This is a genomic window from Nocardia sp. NPDC088792 (genome assembly GCF_044750615.1).
GTDB lineage: Bacteria > Actinomycetota > Actinomycetes > Mycobacteriales > Mycobacteriaceae > Nocardia.
The window spans coordinates 1,458,043-1,476,908 of the sequence record NZ_JBIVKC010000001.1 but is presented as its reverse complement, the minus strand read 5'-3'; the positions used below and the strand labels follow the sequence as shown (position 1 = coordinate 1,476,908).

Below are 18,866 nucleotides of genomic sequence, written 5' to 3'. Positions count from 1 at the left end.
GAGTCAAGGCCGCCGGGTGAGTTGGCGGGGCCTGCGGGCCCCGAGAGCCAGACCGCTGGTGATGGTGCGATTCATCTCGCGGGTAGTGAAGTTCGCGATTCCGATGTGGCCCTGCGCCGCGGCGATCAGGGCATCACGCACGCGCTGCTGGTCGAGTTCACCGCCGGCGATCAGACGGCCCAACGTGAACGAGGCCCGGAACAAGGTGGTGTTGCGGATCCCGGGCTCGGCGGTGGCGACCCTGCGGGTTTCGCCGGCGACGATGGCGTTGAGGTACGCATCGGGGCTATGCGGCGGGTCCGCCACCACGGCGGGTAAGGAAAGTGGTTGTGGTGCAAGCCGTTCGAACAGCCAGTCCGGCAGTGCCGCCGGTGGGCGGGCCGTCACGATGCGGTAGGAGCCTGCTCCGATCCGTGATCCTGCGGCCACGACATAGCCGCCGTGGCCCCGTGAGTCGATTCCGGCACCGAGGCGGGAGGTGGTGTTGCGCAGCTGGATTCCTTCAGGAACCCGGTAATAGAGGTGATAGCCGTTCGAGGGTGTCGAGACGGTGAAGGTGAGCAACGATGCCCGTGCCGCCGCAGTGTCCGCGAGCCGGTAGAGGGTGTCGGCACCGTTGTGGCCGTGGCGGGTATCGAGGTCGAGCACATACAGGCCACTAGGACCCGTCGCGATGGCCACATTCGCGCTCGGGTGGGCGGCCCACCACGCGATGATGCGGTCACGGTCGATGGTGGCCTGATCGGGCCAAGCGTCGATAGCGGGGCGTTTGGACCCCGCTCGCAACGGAAACACCATCCATCCACGAGCGGCCGCCGCCAGCGCGGCGTCACGGAATCTATTGGTGGGCAACGCAAACTCCTCCGGTGACGAGTCGCCTGGCCTGACGGTCCACGGGGTGGAGGGTCAGGCCAGGCGCGAGGTGGATGGGGTGGTTCAGGAGTCGATGTCGATGGTCTCGGGATCGAGGTCACCGGCCGCGGCCTGTTCGACCGGGGTGAGGGTGTGGCCGAGCGAGGCGAGGAAATGCAGATAGCGCGTCACGCCGGGATCGCTGTACTGCCAGGCGAATTTGGTGGTCCGCCCCTCGAAGGCCCCGAGCACGAGCGCGAGGAGAATCATCTGGCAGCGTGGGGGTTTGGCCGGTTCGATCGCCGCCAGCAACGCGGTCTTCGAGCCCTTGATCCCGAGCAGCCCGTAGGCGAGGCGGTCGGCGTCGGGTCCGAGCAGCAGATCGGGCTTCTCGGCCAGCGCGTGGGCGAGGAACGCCCACACAGCGGCCGGTGGCGCGGTCTTGCGGGACAGGAATCGGGTGAGGAATTCCCGGCGAGCGCCCAGCGCGGCTTGGCCCTGCTTGTTGAGTTCATCGCGGCGATGCCGCTCGGCCGCCTTGCGCGCTTGCTCGGCTTCTGCGGCCGCCTGGGCTGCGGCCGCCTGCTCGGCTGCCTCCCGGCGACGCGCTTGGATCGCCCCAGGATCGGGCGGCTCGGCTGGAACATGCTCGGCATCCTCGGGTTGCATATCGGCAGGCTCGCCCGGATCAGGCTGCATGTCCGCGCCAAGGCCGGGGTCCTGTGCGGTTGGTTCGGTGAAGTCGCGGGCGTGGCGGAAGTCGGATTCGTCGAGCCGCTCGGCGCGCAGGTAGTAGTCCGGCGCCCACAGGTAGCCGGCCTCGACGCTGTCGGCGTGGCGAAGCCCTTCGGCGGCAACAGCATCCGGCTTGCCCTTGGTGGCGGGGTCGATGCTGTCGGGGTCGACGACCTCACCAGTGTCGCGGTCGATGAGCACCTCGACCTCGGTCGGTCGGCAATACACGGTCCACAAGGCGGGAGCGGCGTGGATCTGTGCGACGCTGATCTGTTCGCCGTCGCTGGTGCGTAACCATTCCGCGGCGATGAATCCGTCGTCCTGGCCGGGGTCGCTGCTGTGCACGCCGAAACCTTCGGCGGCATAGGGCAGGGATTCGCGGAAGCGATCGCGGGATTCGTCGCGCTCGGCGGCGATGCGGCGCACGTGGTAGCCGAACATCGACCGCGGTGCGGCCAGGAGCCGCGCGACCGCGTCTGTGTCACCCGCGTTCTCGTATACCGCCAGTACTGCGGCCTGCTCGAAGTCGAGTTGGTGGGCATCGACCGCGGCGCGGGCGCTCTGGCTACGCCCGACGGTGACCGCGAGCTTGACCTGCTCGCGTCGCTGCCCGATCTCTTCGCTGATGCGGGTCAGGGTGGCGCCGAAGTCGAACATGCGCGCCATGCCGGCGGCGCGGTCACCGTCGGTGAGCGCGATGCGATGATCGTTGACGTTGATCTGCGTGGAGGTGCGACGGATCTCCCGCTCGGCCGGATCGATATCGGGCGCGGGGGTCACCCACACGGGCACCGTCGGTACTTTCAGTTCGAGTGCCATGAGCGCGCGGATCTGGCCGTCGACCACGGTGATGGTCCCGTCGGGTTCACGGTGGGCAAGGATCGGAATCTCCACGCCACGCTGAATCGACGCCTTGATCTCGGGATAGTCGTCCAGGTCGAAGGACTTGCGCACATTCTCGTCGATGACCAGCGTTGCCGGAGACAGATACAGTGCCTGCGCGGCCGGGGATTCCCCGTGGTCGGCATCATTGGAACTCACAGTGCCGCTGGGGCTCTCGGTGATCTGGGTGGGGTCGATTTCGGTAGTGGTCATTGCAAACTCCAACTTGGAACGCCATAGGCGGGTACAGGCCACAGCATCGGCCGATACCCGCCCGTCAGCGGAAGGTGAATGGGTTTATCGAATCCTCGTGCTGGACAGCACATCCCGACAGTGCAGCAAAGCTGTGCTGCTGGGTGCTGCTACTTCTTCTTGTCGCGCGCGGTGACGTTGATCGGGTGCAGCGACCAGACCCTGTCCTCGGCGCGGACGAACAACCAGTACTTGCCCGACCATCTCGGCTCGGCAGTACGCCAGGCGTCGATGGTTTTCCCGGCGAGCTGGGAGACCGGCCCGGCGGCTCCGAAGTGGCGCTGCTGCTCGTAGTCGCCGCGGGACAATGTTTCGATCATGGAAACAACCTCCTGAGAGACGAACGGGCGCGGTGCGCGACGAACAGTCGCAACACCACGCCCGGCGAGGAATCGGCTGAAGTTGTGTGCAGATTTCGATCGGATACATCCTGAATCACACGCTGGTACAACAGGATTGATGTCAGGCCAAGGTCATAGCCTGGAAAGCCAGGTCATCGAGTGCGTTGGCGCGGTCGGGGTCGGGGATGGTCTGGGAGTAGCTGGTGACCGCGTTGGCGATCCCGGCGGCGGTCAGCTGCCCGCCGGCGATGAAGTGCGACAGGATTCCGGCGCGTTCGGTTTCGCTGAATCCGAGCCGCTTGGCCAGGACCTCCATCGTCTTATCCGGTTGCGTGACCGGCGCGCCCGCGGCTTCCTCGAGTTCGTCGATGCGGGCGGCGAAGAATTCCGGTGACAGCCATTCCGCGACACGGTCGCGGGTTTCGGCGGTGATCACGGCGAGCTTCTTACGCAGCGTGTCCTGCGACCAGGACACGGTCCCGGTCTCGAGGCGTTCACCGACGTGGCGGTGGGTGTGAGCGAACATCGGAATGGTCAGCCCGTTCCCGCAGACCTGTACCACCAACTCCGGAGTCAGGCGCACGGCGTGGTGGCCGGTTTCGTCGTTGCTGAACCGGAATCCAGCGAACACCACCGGCTCCGCCCCAAGGGCGTAGCCCTTACCTTCGCGGGCCGCGATCGGGCGCCAACGGTCGAGATCGCCTGCGACGCGACGGCGTTCGGCTTCGAGGTCCGGGTTGGCGAAGGCACTGCGGTAGTTGGCCAGGAACCGTGGTGCCAGTCCGGACATTTGCGGGGAATACACCTTGGCGTGCATGGTGGAATCGGTCAGATCGCACGCGCGGATCTCGGTGTCGGCGCCGGCGGCGTGGATGCCTTCGAGCACGGCGGTGAGCACATCGAGGTTGTCGATGATCCCGTACCGATCCGAAACCACCGCCCGCAGCACACCGGCCTGCCCCGGCTGAGGTGGGGTGAACAACCGCAGCAGAAACGACCGCTCATCGGGTTCGGGCAGCTCGGTATCGGTCGGCCCGTGCAGCCAGCCGTTGACGTTGCCGTCGTAAAGATCGAACCGTGCGCGTTCACGCAATCGGCGCAGATACCGCACCGGGATACCGAGCTTGTCGGCGATCTGCCCGTCCGCCGCGCCGGTCGGGCGATACATGCCGTCGACGGGGGTGACACCGCGTTCGTCGATCACCGGGGTAACGCCGAAAAGCTCGATCATCCCGTCCCGGGCGCGAATAGCCGACGCCGAGGCGACGACATCGACCTTGGCCGCCTGCTGCTCTTGCAGCAGCGGGACTAAATCCTGCAACGACAAGTGACGGGCATAGGTGTCCAACGACATGAGATGTACTTCCTTCCAAGTGGATCGGATCGAGAAGGGGTGGGTGAGCCAAAACCTGGCCGCGAACCGGGACCGGGAGCAGTCAGGAGTGGGTCTTGATTCGAACGGCCGCGAGCAGCGCATCGGCTTCGTCGGCCGCCAGGCGGGCCCGGCGGTAACGCAGACGGGTGATGTCTTTACGCATGGCTGCCAATTCGTGTGCACGAGAAGCGCTTTCGCATCGCTGCGCGGCCTGATCGTGGCGGTAGCGGGCCACCCGCAGATCGGTGAGGAACCGCTGCGCCAACGCGGTCACCACCGAGTCCACCGCCTGCTGAATATGGGCGGGCTGCTCGGCGAGCACCCGACCGAGGTCGATCACGAGATGCCCCGGTTCACCCAGACTGAGCATCGAGACCCCGGGGCGATGATCAACCCAGTTCGGGAAAAAGGACGCCGTGCTGACCGGTGCACCCAGCCAACGGCCGTGCACCGACAAACCGAAGAACCGGAACACCACCTTCGGCCGCCGCTGCGGCCCGTCGTCGGTGTGCAGGATGTGCTCGGCCATGTCGAGGAACACCCGTCCGCTGGCGGGGACGTCGTCGCTGGGTTCGAAGGTGTAGCAGGTGCCGTGCTCGGAGGAGTTCTCGCAGGTTTCCTCATCGAAGGAAGGAATGGACATGATGGACGGAATCCTTTCTTGTGGTGCCGATTTCAGGTATCCGGCTATGGTGTTGCTGTCACGGAGTCGGGTGTCCAGGACACGAGAATGTGGCCGGAGGACAGGTCGGTGATCTCGATCGAATCGACCGTCTCGCCGAGCGCGTGGTTGTGCGCGAGGATCTGCTGCGGGGTCGGCGTGTGCGCGGCGCAGGCGTGGGCGACGGTGAGGAATGGGGCCATCGATCCACGCACGGTGGTGCGGGTCGTGGCGAGGACGGCTGCGCCGAAATGCTCGGCCAGTTCACAGCGTGGTGGCAGCGCCACAACGACTTTCGCGCCGACCGCCAGCTTGTGCAGGAACTGATCCCCGCGGGTGAGCCACCAGCCGCCACGGTCGCGATGCACCGCGTAGTCGAAGGGAAGCTGCGCCGACAACATGCGGGCACCGGCGGTGGTGAGCGGACCGTCGAGCGTGAGGTGCAACTCGTCACCGCGATCGGCGAGAGTGAACGCAGAATCGAGGAGGTAGGCCGCGGACCGCGATTGCCGCCGCGCGCCGGAGGAATCACGAACGGCAGTGATCCCGCAGGTCAAACGTTGTGCGGGGTGACCGAGTTCGCGTTTGGCCGCCGCGGCGAGCTGCGCCGACCAGCTGGCCTCCGACAGCGGCGCATCGTCGATAGCACGCGACAGTGTGACGTGCAGGATCGAACCTTCGCGGTGGACGATCACGGTGCTGCCCTGCGGATTTCGATAGCCTTTCATAGCAAAATCTCCTTGTACGGGTGAGACGAAGCCGTGGCGGGGCGAGATGACGGTGCGGTGAAGGATGGAGATCGGCTGGCGTGGTCCCGACGACATGCCCACGCCAGCCGACGACAACGCGCCCGATCCGCCACGCCCGCGACGGCGTTCAGAACTTGCCCGCTGGCGTGCGGGTGTGGTCGGTGGGGCGCTACACGCGAGACACCGGCGGCGGGAAGGACGGTCAGGCCGATCCGCCGACGAGGCGTGCCACCGATGTGACGGTTCGTGTCCCGGTGTGTGTGGCAGGGTGCGGCTTGACCGTCCGCGCCGCCGGGGTAGCGTGCGTCCGCCCCACCGGCCACCCCGCACCGCATGAAACCCCCACGTACACAGTCGGTCCCGTCACCCCGCACGGCGATGCCGAGCGCTGTTCGCCCAGAACTACAGTGATCGGCGCAGCAGCAATGCGTGCTCGAAATCGTGCATCGTGGGTGCGGGGGCCTCACGCAGATCGCACAGTGTCCATGCCACCGCCAGTACCGCAGTGGCCTGTTCGGGGGTCAGCACGCCCGTCGCCGTGAGCCGGTCTGCTTCCCGCACCGGTAGCGAGTCGACGCCGAGCGCGCCACGCAGGGCGTCAGCGGGAACCCTCGCATTGGAATACATCCCGAGTCCCGACCATCGCCGCGCGGCTGTCCGGCGTGCAGCGAGGACCGCCTTGCGGCCGGGAAGCCGGGCACGCGAACATGTTTCGGCCTGTCCTGGTTGAACTCGCACCCGCACATCGACGCACGCATCGAGCGCATCGTGCGGCCACCGGAAACACACGTGCGGTCCCGACACCTGCTGCGCACCGCTGCCCTCGCAGGGGCAGTCGTGGCCGGTCAACGCCAGCTGGAACCGGGCAGGGATGACCGAGTCCGCATTGCCGCCGACACGGACGGCTCCTTCACGGGCCAGTATCGCCAACGCCGTGCGGACCCGAAAGTCCATGTGCGGGAACTCGGTACATGCCAGAACGCCCTGATGGGCAAGCACTGCGGCACCTGCAGCATCCGCCGTGCCGAATACTGTGCGCCACGAGGCACTATGAGGCAGCTCGCGCAAGGGCGGGATCTGCGTCGGCGGTGAGAAACACTCCACCCCGCCCCGGCCACGCAGCCGCACCAGATCCAGCGCATCGCGACGTGAGAGCGACGGAAGCAGCGCATGCAGATACTGCACCGCCACCATCGTCGGCGCACCCTCGGCCCCGGCGACAGCCAGATGATGCCCGCCCGCCGCGCACACCTGCACGGCATCGCGAATGTCGGGATCGGCCGGCATCACCACCAGGCGGCGCTGTTTCGGCACCGGCGGGTCTGCTGGGCAATCACGGCGGGGATCAGCGGCCCACGACAGCACCGCGGCCAGACTCGGTGCCGCGAACACCTCCACTTCCGCAATGCGCGACAACCAGCGGGCGTTGACGCTGGGAACGACCACACGACGCAACCCCGCCTGCCGCACCACCCGCACAACCTCGTCCAACCCGATATCGCCGCAGATCCGGCCATCGAGGCCGAGTTGTCCGACGAACACGGTATCGGCCAGCACACCCGCCGGGATCGCACCGCTCGTGGCCACGATCGCCACCGCGACGGCCAGATCCATCAAACCCGGACGAGACAGCGGCAGCGAAGGAATCGGCGCCGACAACGCGAGCCGACCGCTCGGAAACCGGTACCCGCCATTGCATATCGCCGCGCGGACCCGATCCCTGGCCTCGCGGGAGATCCCGCTCGTGCACGGCGCTGCCGCAGTGTCGAGCTGCGCGGTCACCGGCACCAACGTGGCGGAGTCGACCGAATGCACAAGCACCGACCACACCCGTACCGGATTGCCGGTGCCCGACGAGGCCGTCATCGCTCGCCCCCTTCACGACCGAGCCACGGTTGCGCGACGGCGGGGACCGTAGAGGTCCACCACGGTGGGACCAACGCGCGGCGGACATCATCGGCACAGGTCACCAACTGCGCTTCCCCGTCGGCGATGAAGCGATGACAGCCCGCCGACGCCGCCGAGGTCACCGGTCCCGGCACCGCCAGCACCGGGCGACCGAACCGGTCGGCCCAGCGCACCGAAGACGCTGTCCCCGAACGCAATCCGGCCTCCACGGCGACCACGGCGTGCGACAACGCCGCCACCAACCGGTTGCGATCGAGAAAGCTCTGGCGCTGAACCTTCGCACCGGGCGGGTATTCGGTCACGACAAGGCCATCATCGGCGATCGCATCCAGCAACTGCTCGTGCGCATACGGGTAGGGGCGATCGAGCCCGCACGGCATCACCGCCACCGTCACCCCACCGACCGACAACGCGGCCCGATGCGCCGCAGCATCGATACCGTAGGCCGCACCGGCCAGGACACAGTGGCCCGAACCTGCCAGTTCCCCGGCGATCTCGCTAGCCACACGATTGCCGTAGGGCGTGCTGGCCCGTGCCCCGATCACCGCGACCGCACGACACGTCGCCTGCAGCAGAGAACGGTCGCCCCGCACCCACAACGCCAACGGCGCCACATCACCTACATTGTCCGAACCCGAGGGCAGACACTGCAGCAACTCTCGAGGCCACTCGTCGTCCTCGGGCGTCACCAGCCGGCCACCGAGCCTCTCCACCGCCTCCAGATCGCGGGCTGCGGCCTTCAGCCCGCGAGCACCGCGACCCAGGACATCTCGATCGACCTGCAAGTCACCGGACTGCACCAGCGCAGCTACCCGCGTGGGGCCGAGCTGGTCGACCGACTCGGCCAACGCGCGGCACGGGCCCGAAGCGGCGCGCGACAGCAGCGCCCACGCCAGCCGATCGACACTCATCGCACGACCTCGACACCAGAAGTGGCTGCCCCGCAGCCGATATCGACCCGGAGATCGCTGGCGGCTTCGATCCCGGAGTTCACGATCCGCTGCAACCGGGCAGGAGCGAGCCCGTTCTGCAGCGCGGCGTCGAGCAGCCGCGCCATCCGATGTTCGCGATCGGACGCGAGCGCCTGCTCCAGGGCAACCCCTGCCAGCACGCCGTCACCGCGCCGATACGCATGAAACGCCAGCAACGTTGCTGCTTCCGCCCGGTCCGGATCCGGCAACGCGCGGGTCAGGACTGCCCACAAGTGCTCCGCGGCCGGCTCGTGCACGCCGCCCGCGACGCCGAACATGATGTCGCGGACCGTGTGATCACGCAGCGCGACAGCGACTTCGGCGATCGTGGGTGCCGCGATACTGTCCCGCTCACGCGCGCGGGTGATGACTGCCATCACCTGGCACAGTGCCATCCTGGTGTGGGCGTCGGGATTGTCGATCTGGATCGCTCGAACCAGCCGCCGCTGCGCGTCAGCGATCGCCGCCGGCAGATGCCTCGCCACTTCCTCACGCATCGCTTCGTCGATCGTGACGACATCGTTCAATGCCGCCCGCGATGAACGCAGCGTGCGGCCGGCGTATGCCTGGGCGGCAGCCAGCGGCGAGGCGAAGGGATCGGGCACAAGCCCACGGCTATGCGGTGATTCGATGTTCCACCACTGAGCGGCTTCGCCGAAGGATCTCAGCGCCCATGCGCCGGCGAGCTCGACACCGCAGCTGTTCAAATCCCGGCGGAGCGCTTCGATCAGCATCCGATGCCCGGTACCGGCGGGAGCCGATGCTGCAGCGCTCTGCGAGGTACGGTCATCGACGATCACCACCAGCGCCGCGACAGCATCGGAATTCCGGACCACACAGACGAGGCGTTCCCTCGCCAGCGCATGCCACGCGGCAGGCGAGAGGTCCAGACGGGTAGCGAAACGAATCTGATAGCGCTGGTCGGGTGCGTGCCCGACCATCATGACGATCATCGATCGCTCCGGAACAAACCCGAGCAGCGCTGGAACAGCGGCAATCAACTGACCTGGATACTTGAACACGGCGTCGAACTGCGACATCGAGGACTCCTCAACAGGGGATGAGCCCCACAGCGCAGCCTGGACACCAACCGGATATCGATGTCCGCGCCGCGCCTTCGGGGCGGTGGGCGCAACGCGTCGACACCGGCGGCGTCAGTGGGCGGTCAAGCCGAGAAACCCATGCCCCCAAGCACTGTCGAACCTGTTTGCACGCATCACGTTCGGCACACGCGGCTTGACCGCCCACGCCGCCGGTGTAGCGTGCGCCCGCCCACCGCCCCGAAGGCCGCGCGGTATCCCATCCAATTCATGGGACGATGAGGAGATGATTCCGGCAGCGGCAGCGCCGAATTCCATAACTGTGGAACAGGTTTCGAACCGGATCGTGCATCCAGGCCCGCGGGGTCGAGCGATTTTCGCCTTTTTCATTCGTAGTCGCCGGAGGTGTCAATGACAGATCGCGTCCGGATCGATGAATCGTGCGGCGAAGTGCACTGCAGTTTCCATACGAATGCTCCTCGTATGATGCGCGAACCGACCCGACTCCGGAGGTGAGATCGCGAATTGTGTGAATGGCCCCGGAAAGGCCAGGGCGCGACCGAAGCAGGAGGGGATGCCGCTGCTCCCTTGTCCTCTGCCGGGCTGTGCCGCGTCGATGCGGCACGTCGGTGATCACGGTTTCGCAGTTGAGTGGGACTTGCCGACGAGGTGACCCGCCCTTTATTTTTTTTTGGGGGGCACGGCCCGAATCACCCCTCGCGCAGAGCCGTTGGCGATAGTGTCGGGGTTGTCATAGCCCCGACCGATTGCAGCAGGAAGCCTGTATCCAGCCACGCACCGCGACGAAACCGCCTGACAGACAGAGGGTTTCCCGCTCGGCCGGTACGGACCTACCCGCCCGCGTCACGCAGGATCACGGTCTTCTTGAGTCGGACAAGGGGCATCCGGCCACAGGGCAAGGAATCCGCGCAGACGAACCAGGCGGAGCCAGCCAGCGGTGCCCGACGTTAGCTGCAGAGGGGGTTGTACCCACTCCTGAGGAGTGTCCTTCCGAAATCCTGTTCGTGCGGATGCGCGGTTCGGCATCGACCGGCGCGGTATCGGCCGACCCGATGGTTTGCGCCCGACCGGTACGAAGATTTTATTTGAGCTGGAAAATTAGGTCTGTGACCCGGCTATCCATAGTTGACGGGGTGCGCTTCGGCGTGAGAGGCAGCCATCACAGTAGACAAGCCAAATCTCGTACGCTATCGTACTAGTTCTACAACTCAAGGATGCTGGAAGGTTGCCGGATAGTGGCGATCGACCGGGTGAATCCATTAGCAGTCAAGACGGACTGTCGTCCCGCTGAAGGGGCCGCCGCATCGGCCACCGATTTCTGAACCCATATCGGAAGAATTATCGATCGCTGATGCGCGCAGACGGCAGCACCTGTATCGACGGTGCAGTGACATCGCCGAAAAATGGCCGCGAGCTTTCCTTGAGCAGCGCTGACACCGCCAGGGTATCAGTATTCGCTGCAGTTGTTCGGACGTAATCCTGCGTTCGCTCGAATTCGCCGGAATCCACATATGTGCCAGATATGAAGGCAGGGGCATATGAAATCAACGACAAGGGTCATCGAGGAAAACGATGAGCTCCCGGGAACACCGGTGAGACACCGGCCGCGCGAAAGCGCAGCATCCACGCCCGACACCGCGATAACGAGCGCAGCGTGGGAGTCCACCGCCGCGCATCTGGCCGAGTACGCCTACGGGATCATGCGAGGGTGGATCTACACGGGCGCCATCGTGGGCCAGGTACGTAACGCCACAGGCATCGGGATCCGGTGGGAGCCCGGACTTCACGACCTCGACACCGCCGAGGAGTTGGCCGGCATCACCATCGCCGTCGCGCTCGACCGATTCCACCGCATTCTGGCCGGCAATCAATGGGACCCCGCACGAGGTGCGCGAATGGAAACGTTCTTCATCAGACAATGCCTGCTGCAATTCCCTAACGAGTACCGACGTTGGCTCCGCGAACACCATGCCGGTCACATCGGGCACTGGATCGGTATGGACCATATCGAGAATCTGAAAGAGACCAGCCCGCATTGTGATCCCGAATTCAGTGCACTGTGCCGGGTGGAAGCCGAAAAAGCATTGATCGATCTGCCCGGCACTCGGCTGCGCGTCATCGTGGTCCTGGTTTCCCTGGGGTACAGCCACGAAGAAATCGCCGGTTTCCTCGAGATAACCCCCAAAGCGGTACAGATGACCCTGTACCGGATGCGGGTCTCCCAGCGGACACTCACCGCGAGTTGAGTGCCCGGTGATGGACCCGACCGACAGCCCTTGCCCTGCGGTTCGGAATTTCCCTGCCACCCCACTACCGAAGGTGTCCACGATGTCTGAAGCCAATCCGGGCCCCGCCGACGCTGAACCCTCGACCGAGCCATCCGGCCGCTACGCGGCCGTCCCTGAAGATCTTCCCGCCAGAGCGCCGTCGAACCCTTATTCCGGCATAGCGGTGGTCATCATGTCGGCCGGGCTCACAGTGAGTATGGGTACCGCTCTGGTGGTCGCGTCTTTCCAGACGTCCCCGATCTCCGAACAATTCGCCGGACTGCTCGCGTCTCTGGGCGGCGCCACGGTCGGGTCGATCGCCACCTACCTCGGCACCACCCGCAACAGCAGCAAATAGCGGCCCCGGTCGGACGCCGTCGACGCCTGACCACCGGTCGAGGGGAGGGGCCCAGGCCAACCGATCAACAGGCTGTCCGCCTGACTTTCCCAGTGTCGTGCGTGTGCAGCACCCGCTCCGCACCCGGATTGCGCAACCGATACGCGGCGGCCGCTCTCCGCTCCTGCGCGCGCTCGGTCGTCCAGGGGCACATCACTGCGAGGACAACGAACCGATGAACGAAACCTCGACCGACCCCCACGACAATCCCCTTGCCAAGGGCGCACAGGCCCGCGGCGACGGGCAGGGCATCGCCGTCGGCGCCGTACCGACCGAGCGAATCGAGTTCGGAGTGATGACCTTCGCCGAAACCGTGCCTCCCGGGCGGGGCTCGGTGCAGGTCTCCTGCCACGAGCGGTTACAGCAGGTCCTCGCCGAGGCCCGCCTCGCTGACCGGGCCGGGCTGGATATCTACGGTGTCGGTGAACACCACCGCCACGACTTCGCCGCGTCCGCACCGGCGGTGATACTGGCCGCCATCGCTGCCCACACCAGCAGCATCCGGCTCTCCAGCGCAACCACCGTCCTCGCGTGCACCGACCCGGTCCGAGTCTTCCAGGACTTCTCTACCCTCGATCTGCTGAGCAGCGGCAGAGCAGAACTCATCGTGGGGCGAGGATCGTTTCCCGAACCGTATCCCCTGTTCGGAGTCGACCCAGCCGAGACCGACCCGGTCTTCGGCGAGAAGCTCGACTTGCTACGCCAGATCCGTGACCACGAGTTCATCGAATGGACCGGCCGCCATCGCCCGCCCCTCACCGGACAAGGAGTGTATCCCCGCCCCTACCAAGATCGTCTGCCCCTCTGGGTGGCCGTCTCCCACAACACGCACACGGCGCGTCGAGCCGCAGTCTCGGGACTGCCGATGATCCTGGGACTCTTCGCCGAGGACCATCACCTGCATCACCTGTGTGAAACCTATCGCGATCACTCCACCGCCGCACCTCGCATCGCCGCACAACTGCAGGGCCTGCTCGCCGATTCCGCCGGCGAGGCATCACGCACCTTCTACCGCGCCTACACCAGCGCACGCCGACAGACACACCCCGACGCGCCCCCACTGACACCGGCACAGTTCACCCACCTGTGTCGACCGAACGGGCCACTGGCCGTTGGAACCCTCGACGAGGTCAGCGCCAAAATCACCCACCTGCACCACGAGTTCGGGATCACCCGCTTCCTGCTGCATATCAGCGTCGGATACCTACCTCACGACGTCGTGCTGCGCGCTATCGAATTGTGGGCCCAACTCGCCCACCATGTCCGCACCGACATCGAGATACATGCAAAATGAGTTCGATGTCCTTCGCCCGGCACGGGTTCACCCTGCATCTGTGACCACGCTTACGTCGTCCTGACAAGTCCACCGCGAGGGGCAATCCCGCACCGGAGACCCATAACGGGGGTCACCACATCGACAAGTTTCATCATTGCGCGCGCAAAGTCTGATCGACGACGACCGTCGGTCGTGCCACATCGACGCGGCACACCCCCCGGGCAGTCGGAATCGTGAGAATCCCGGCTGCTGGTACGGCCGAACCCCACTCATCCCGGGAGCAATGGGCGGCACCGCGCCTCCCCACCCGTGCTGCCACTGTAAACGGCCGGGAGCGGGGGAGTGTCGGGATAACGGCGGATCTTGATCTCGGTTCGATTGGCCGAACCTTGATGGTTCGGCAGGAAGGACCGACTGATGTCGGAGACACTGGCCGCCGTGAGCAACGACGCGGTGGACACCAAGAAACTGGCCCAGCAACTGTTGGCTCAGGCCAAGGAACAAGGCATCGATCTGGTCGGGCCCGGCGGGCTGCTCAACCAGCTGACCAAGACCGTGCTCGAAACCGCTCTGGAAGCCGAGATGACCGAGCATGTCGGCTATGAGAAGCACGATCCAGCCGGTCGTGGAAGTGGTAACTCCCGCAACGGAACTCGATCCAAGACTGTGGTGACCGAGATCGGTCCGGTCGAGATCGACGTCCCGCGCGATACGAGTTCCTCGTTCGAACCCAAGATCGTCAAGAAGCGACAGCGGCGCCTGTCGGGAGTGGACGAGATCGTGTTGTCGTTGACCGCGAAAGGGCTTACCACTGGCGAGATTTCGGCGCACTTCGCCGAGATCTACGGGACCTCGGTGTCGAAGGACACGATCTCGACGATCACCGAGAAGGTGGTCGCGGAGATGGTCGATTGGTGCAACCGGCCCCTCGACGCCGTCTATCCGGTCCTGTTCATCGATGCCATCCACGTGAAGATCAGAGATGGTCAGGTGGCCAACCGTCCGATCTATGTGGTCATCGGCGTCACCACCGCCGGGGAACGCGACATCCTCGGGTTGTGGGCCGGTGACGGAGGTGAAGGCGCCAAATTCTGGCTGCAAGTGCTCACCGAGCTCAAGAACCGTGGCGTCGCCGATGTCTGCATCACCGTCTGCGACGGCCTCAAAGGCTTACCGGAGGCGATCAACACCGTCTGGCAGCAGACGATCGTGCAAACGTGCGTGATCCACCTGCTGCGCAACAGTTTCCGCTATGCCGGCCGCCAGCATTGGGCCGAGATGAGCCGCGACCTCAAACCGGTCTACACCGCCGCGAGCGAGGCCGCGGCCCGCGAACGGTTCGGCGAGTTCACCACGAAATGGGGTAGCCGCTACCCGGCGATCGTCAAACTCTGGACCAACGCCTGGACCGAGTTCACACCCTTCCTCGACTACGACGTCGAGATCAGGCGAATCATCTGCTCCACCAACGCCATCGAATCGTTGAACGCCCGCTACCGGCGCGCGATCCGCGCCCGCGGCCACTTCCCCTCCGAGCAATCGGCGTTGAAATGCCTTTATCTGGTAACCCGTTCCCTGGACCCTACCGGCCAGGGCCGGGCACGATGGGCGATGAGGTGGAAACCGGCGCTCAACGCCTTCGCGATCACCTTCGAAGGCCGGATCCACCCAACCAGGAACTAACCCACACCGAGACCGGATCCACCGTTAATCCGAAACTCCCGGGAGCGGCGGTGAGGTAGTCGACCCGAGTCGGGTTCGGTCGTGACAGCGGATCTCTCGGAAGCGGTATGCCGGCCGAGTCCGTGGGGGACTTGAGCCTGTTTCCGAAGATATCGGTTGTGGGCAATTCTGGAGAGCTCGGCTGCACGATTGTGCTCGCTGTTGGCGCGATGATGTCCGTGGGACGTGTTGGAGTGTCGCCGGAATCGCTGTGGTGGCGAATTGAGGCGAGAACAGTGAGGGTCACGATAAGGACCGTGATGCCGATTGGCAGCACCGGCCCGGGACGTCGAAAGCTCATGGAAGGCGCGTCCTCATACTTATGAGAGTGGCAGCTGGATGAGATTGAAGGGCAAGGCGGTAATCGTCTGCGCTGGCGATGTTTGAGGTTGTGTACGAAGCGGCAGTTTCCAGTCACCGCTTTGCCGAATGATGGTCGAGACGTGGCGGGTTATCGATTGATCGGACTGGATAGTGAAGATGGCGATCGCTGCCCGGTCTCGGGTATATGTCAGGACGCGGTATCCAGCGACCTGCGGGGCGTTGACGGAAATGGGGGTGGTGGTGGAAATCTGAGATCGGGCAATAGCCCACGCGTCGCGTCCAGGTCCAGCGCAAGCATCCGCTACCCGATCAATGCCTACTCGCTATCAGTGGCCGCAGACATTCGAAACGTTGCGTTGATGGCGGCTGGTGCGCAGGCCACGAACTCATACAGGTCAGGCGGCGTGGGTTCGTTGCCTGCCCCAGCGTTGCTGGTGTTCGTTCGCTGCGGATGGGGGCTCGTTCACGGCGTTGGGCGGCCAGCACGTCGGGGCGGCGGGCGTTGGCGTTGCGTCAGCGTAGGTAGGCCAGCAGGGGCTCGGTGAGCGCGACGTGGTCGGAATGATTCGCATCGGTGATGACAAGGTGCGCAGCGGTCCGAACTGGGGCTCTATCGGGTTGGCCCAGGAGGCGTCGGTCGGGGTCAGACGCAACTCGACGTCGTTCTTCGCTGCCCAGCAACGGATTCGGGGTGTCTTGTTGGCCGAGAGGTTGTCGCAGATCAGGTAGATCGGGTCGCCGTCGGGGCGGGCGGCTCGGATCGATTTGTAGGCTGCCACGCTGTGGTCTTCGCTCTTGCGGGCGCGGACTACGCCCCACAACCGGTCCTTGCCGAGGCCGTAGCAGCCGTGGAAATAGCTGCTGATGCCGTTGGTCGCGGAGAGAGGTCGGGCAATCGTTGCAGTCTGCCTCGTAGCATCCACGGTGCCGTGGACCGGTCGGATCGAGATCGGCCCGAACCGGTCGAAGGCGAAGCACCGGTCCCGATACTCGGTGCTTGCTGCTCGATCCGGTCGAGTTTCGCGTCGAAGTCCCGGGTGTGCGACTCCTATCCAGGTGCGGGTGCGCTGGAAGGAGATTCGACGGGAGCGCAGGATCTGTCGCGGCCGTTCGCGCCCGATCACCACGACACGAACGGTGTTGTCGTGCAGGTAGGTGGCGAGTTTGCGCAGGCTCCAAGTGGTGAACGGCGGCCCGAGCTTTTCGGTCGGGTCGTGGCCGGATCACCGATGTAGTCGATGTCCTCATCGGTGATCCGGCGGGGATAGCCGCCTGCTGGATGAGGCTCCAGCACGGCCAGTCCCGTGACGTTGACGCCTTGGATCACTTCCCGCACGGTGTCCTCGTCGGTGGTAACCAGCCGCGCGATGGCCGGCACCGTATTGCCCGACGTGGACGCCCACACAGATCAGGTGCTGCTTCTGAGTCGAAACGCCGCCTGGCTCAGAAGCACCACCTACCCACTCATATGTGGGCTCACATCCTTGCCTCTAGTTAAAGGCAGGCAACTCGATGCCGAACCGCTGTGCAACATCGTTGGCGGTGGTAACGGCCTGAGGAACCACTGCATCAGCAGCGCTAATGACGTCATTCAGAACCGAATTGTTGTTGGCCTGCTGGTCGATAACAGCGAGCGGTGTACCGATATTCGCCACAACATCGGCCTGGGTCTGGCGCGGGCTCTGTCGCACATCGTTATTCAAGTGAAGCTGCGCATTCAGACTATTAGCGGATCCCTCGGCTGCTCCGAGCACCGCACCTGCCGCTGCGCCGACCGCGCCTCCGATTGCGCCTCCGATTGCGCCTCCGATAGGCCAGGCCAGTGGAGCAGTAGCCGCGACACCTACAGGAAATCCCAAAGCGGCACCGAATACCCCGCCAAGCGCTCCACCGATCGGTGCAGCAACAGCCGCGCCGATAATCGCACCAGGGATGCAGCCGACGATCAATATCGGCAGACCGATCGCGCAACCGAGCCCCGCACCAATCAATGCAGCGCCAGCGCCGGCTGTCAGTCCTCCAGCCAGGCCGACCGCGTAGGTACCGACAACCCCACCGGGAAGCGAGGCGACCGCCGCGCCCGTCGCAGCGCCGACGCCGGTACCAATACCGAGACCGGCTGCCGCGCCCTTCGCCGCGCCCGCGGTCGCGTAATCAACCACCGACATCGGCGCCTTGGCAGCGATATGAGCACCGCTGACCGGCGAAGCAACTTCGCCAACACCAGCGATCGAATCACCCATAAGACCAAGTTGATCGGCATGGCCGGACACCCATTCCGAGGCAAACTGAGCCTGCGCAGGTGAAACTGCTGCTGCCGACGTCACCATCGGCTCAGTGCCCACCGGAGCAGCAGACGCGGGCGCCGAAACGAGCCCCGCGATCGGCACCACAATTGCAGTGGTGGAGCAAGCGGCTATGGCAAGCCTCTTACGCATGTTCATCTAGAAATCTCCTCAGTCGGCCAATTGGGCCAACGGTCATCAAAGTTGAATCGAACGTGAATCTTGAAACGATCACCAAGCCTCGAACAACAGATGAGACTACTGAGACTCGGGTGCCGTAATGAAACCTTTTGAAGCAATCAGTTGGCAACTCGCGTTGCGGCAACGTGTCGCAGATCACATCTGTCGCCAATGTGGTTCGTGTTCCGCGCCACGCTGCGCAACAATCACCGGCTGGACATGGAAAAACTACATGCACCCATTGATTATGCACTCTTGCTATCAAATCGCTGCCTGCGCTGCATTGGTAATAGTCCGTGCCGTGTCGGTGCATGGTTGTGAAATCTCACGAACCTGCTAGCTAATTATTAGCTAATCGGCTCGGTGCCTGCCGACGGGCTGAAGCACATGCTCGATATAAGTCCACGGCGAAGACGGATCCACGCCTTCTACCGGGCCCGCCCACCCGACGACCTGCTCTCCGCCGACGCACCCTGGACCAGTCCATGGCTGCAATGGATTGCGCGACGAACTATTGGAATGGCGGTTAGAGTCATCGAAGGCACAGCATGGCCTACGAGGCGCAATGCTGCATCCCTGAAATGTAGAGACCTGGGATTGATTCGCGACCATAGTCGAGGCTGGCGCC

The 18,866-nt window shown here is 64.9% G+C and carries 16 protein-coding genes and 1 pseudogene; 5 read left to right on the top strand and 12 right to left on the bottom strand.

Annotation, left to right across the window (positions count from 1 at the left end; genetic code table 11):
- Positions 1 to 3: 3 nt before the first annotated feature.
- The 9 genes from ACIP5Y_RS07160 to ACIP5Y_RS07120 form a co-directional block, all read right to left on the bottom strand.
- Positions 4 to 852: a bifunctional DNA primase/polymerase gene (locus ACIP5Y_RS07160; protein WP_400348332.1), complete on the bottom strand. Its 849-nt coding sequence runs from the start codon at positions 850 to 852 to the stop codon at positions 4 to 6.
- An 84-nt stretch (positions 853 to 936) separates the two neighbouring features.
- The gene (locus ACIP5Y_RS07155) at positions 937 to 2,682 is read right to left on the bottom strand and encodes a ParB/RepB/Spo0J family partition protein (RefSeq protein WP_400348331.1); all 1,746 of its coding nucleotides are present in this window, start codon (positions 2,680 to 2,682) and stop codon (positions 937 to 939) included.
- A 149-nt stretch (positions 2,683 to 2,831) separates the two neighbouring features.
- A complete protein-coding gene (locus tag ACIP5Y_RS07150; protein WP_400348329.1) occupies positions 2,832 to 3,041 on the bottom strand; it encodes a hypothetical protein in 210 nt (69 codons plus the stop codon).
- 142 nt (positions 3,042 to 3,183) lie between these two features.
- Entirely contained in the window at positions 3,184 to 4,416 is a 1,233-nt protein-coding gene (locus tag ACIP5Y_RS07145) for a hypothetical protein (protein WP_400348327.1), read from the bottom strand.
- An 82-nt stretch (positions 4,417 to 4,498) separates the two neighbouring features.
- A complete protein-coding gene (locus ACIP5Y_RS07140) occupies positions 4,499 to 5,080 on the bottom strand; it encodes a hypothetical protein (RefSeq protein WP_400348325.1) in 582 nt (193 codons plus the stop codon).
- A 44-nt stretch (positions 5,081 to 5,124) separates the two neighbouring features.
- The gene (locus ACIP5Y_RS07135; RefSeq protein ID WP_400348323.1) at positions 5,125 to 5,826 is read right to left on the bottom strand and encodes a hypothetical protein; all 702 of its coding nucleotides are present in this window, start codon (positions 5,824 to 5,826) and stop codon (positions 5,125 to 5,127) included.
- Positions 5,827 to 6,249: 423 nt separating this feature from the next.
- On the bottom strand, positions 6,250 to 7,713 hold the full coding sequence (locus ACIP5Y_RS07130) for an ATP-binding protein (RefSeq protein ID WP_400348322.1): 1,464 nt from the start codon (positions 7,711 to 7,713) through the stop codon (positions 6,250 to 6,252).
- On the bottom strand, positions 7,710 to 8,666 hold the full coding sequence (gene dprA / locus ACIP5Y_RS07125) for a DNA-processing protein DprA (RefSeq protein WP_400348320.1): 957 nt from the start codon (positions 8,664 to 8,666) through the stop codon (positions 7,710 to 7,712). Before dprA ends, ACIP5Y_RS07130 begins: the two co-directional genes overlap by 4 nt.
- Positions 8,663 to 9,766, bottom strand: coding sequence for a DUF4192 domain-containing protein (locus tag ACIP5Y_RS07120; protein ID WP_400348318.1), 1,104 nt, complete (start codon positions 9,764 to 9,766; stop codon positions 8,663 to 8,665). The genes dprA and ACIP5Y_RS07120 overlap by 4 nt, the downstream gene beginning before the upstream one ends.
- 1,613 nt (positions 9,767 to 11,379) lie before the next feature.
- On the opposite strand from ACIP5Y_RS07120, the gene ACIP5Y_RS07115 reads away from it, so the two are divergent.
- The 4 genes from ACIP5Y_RS07115 (at position 11,380) to ACIP5Y_RS07100 (ending at position 15,410) form a co-directional block, all read left to right on the top strand.
- Positions 11,380 to 12,033, top strand: a complete 654-nt coding sequence (locus ACIP5Y_RS07115) for a hypothetical protein (RefSeq protein WP_400348317.1) — start codon at positions 11,380 to 11,382, stop codon at positions 12,031 to 12,033.
- Positions 12,034 to 12,115: 82 nt separating this feature from the next.
- Complete coding sequence (locus ACIP5Y_RS07110) at positions 12,116 to 12,412, top strand: hypothetical protein (RefSeq protein WP_400348315.1); 297 nt, start codon at positions 12,116 to 12,118, stop codon at positions 12,410 to 12,412.
- A gap of 214 nt (positions 12,413 to 12,626) precedes the next feature.
- Positions 12,627 to 13,745, top strand: coding sequence for an LLM class flavin-dependent oxidoreductase (locus tag ACIP5Y_RS07105; protein WP_400348313.1), 1,119 nt, complete (start codon positions 12,627 to 12,629; stop codon positions 13,743 to 13,745).
- Positions 13,746 to 14,144: 399 nt separating this feature from the next.
- Positions 14,145 to 15,410 (top strand): IS256 family transposase, encoded by a 1,266-nt coding sequence (locus ACIP5Y_RS07100; RefSeq protein ID WP_400348311.1) that lies wholly within the window; start codon positions 14,145 to 14,147, stop codon positions 15,408 to 15,410.
- A gap of 758 nt (positions 15,411 to 16,168) precedes the next feature.
- Here the strand turns inward: ACIP5Y_RS07100 and ACIP5Y_RS07095 are convergent.
- The 3 genes from ACIP5Y_RS07095 to ACIP5Y_RS07085 form a co-directional block, all read right to left on the bottom strand.
- Complete coding sequence (locus ACIP5Y_RS07095) at positions 16,169 to 16,900, bottom strand: hypothetical protein (protein WP_400348309.1); 732 nt, start codon at positions 16,898 to 16,900, stop codon at positions 16,169 to 16,171.
- Positions 16,894 to 17,178, bottom strand: coding sequence for a hypothetical protein (locus ACIP5Y_RS07090; RefSeq protein ID WP_400348308.1), 285 nt, complete (start codon positions 17,176 to 17,178; stop codon positions 16,894 to 16,896). Before ACIP5Y_RS07090 ends, ACIP5Y_RS07095 begins: the two co-directional genes overlap by 7 nt.
- 85 nt (positions 17,179 to 17,263) lie before the next feature.
- Positions 17,264 to 18,217, bottom strand: a complete 954-nt coding sequence (locus ACIP5Y_RS07085; protein ID WP_400348306.1) for a hypothetical protein — start codon at positions 18,215 to 18,217, stop codon at positions 17,264 to 17,266.
- A 426-nt stretch (positions 18,218 to 18,643) separates the two neighbouring features.
- Here ACIP5Y_RS07085 and ACIP5Y_RS07080 point away from each other — a divergent pair.
- Positions 18,644 to 18,768: pseudogene (locus tag ACIP5Y_RS07080) on the top strand (IS630 family transposase); the annotation flags it as partial.
- Positions 18,769 to 18,866: the final 98 nt, after the last annotated feature.

Bases quoted from the DNA above. Each gene is read 5' to 3' on its own strand.
- ACIP5Y_RS07155 (WP_400348331.1), bottom strand. From the start codon at position 2,682: ATGACCACTACCGAAATCGACCCCACCCAGATCACCGAGAGCCCCAGC.
- ACIP5Y_RS07150 (WP_400348329.1), bottom strand. From the start codon at position 3,041: ATGATCGAAACATTGTCCCGCGGCGACTACGAGCAGCAGCGCCACTTC.
- ACIP5Y_RS07145 (WP_400348327.1), bottom strand. From the start codon at position 4,416: ATGTCGTTGGACACCTATGCCCGTCACTTGTCGTTGCAGGATTTAGTC.
- ACIP5Y_RS07140 (WP_400348325.1), bottom strand. From the start codon at position 5,080: ATGTCCATTCCTTCCTTCGATGAGGAAACCTGCGAGAACTCCTCCGAG.
- ACIP5Y_RS07135 (WP_400348323.1), bottom strand. From the start codon at position 5,826: ATGAAAGGCTATCGAAATCCGCAGGGCAGCACCGTGATCGTCCACCGC.
- ACIP5Y_RS07130 (WP_400348322.1), bottom strand. From the start codon at position 7,713: ATGACGGCCTCGTCGGGCACCGGCAATCCGGTACGGGTGTGGTCGGTG.
- dprA (WP_400348320.1), bottom strand. From the start codon at position 8,666: ATGAGTGTCGATCGGCTGGCGTGGGCGCTGCTGTCGCGCGCCGCTTCG.
- ACIP5Y_RS07120 (WP_400348318.1), bottom strand. From the start codon at position 9,766: ATGTCGCAGTTCGACGCCGTGTTCAAGTATCCAGGTCAGTTGATTGCC.
- ACIP5Y_RS07110 (WP_400348315.1), top strand. From the start codon at position 12,116: ATGTCTGAAGCCAATCCGGGCCCCGCCGACGCTGAACCCTCGACCGAG.
- ACIP5Y_RS07105 (WP_400348313.1), top strand. From the start codon at position 12,627: ATGAACGAAACCTCGACCGACCCCCACGACAATCCCCTTGCCAAGGGC.
- ACIP5Y_RS07100 (WP_400348311.1), top strand. From the start codon at position 14,145: ATGTCGGAGACACTGGCCGCCGTGAGCAACGACGCGGTGGACACCAAG.
- ACIP5Y_RS07085 (WP_400348306.1), bottom strand. From the start codon at position 18,217: ATGAACATGCGTAAGAGGCTTGCCATAGCCGCTTGCTCCACCACTGCA.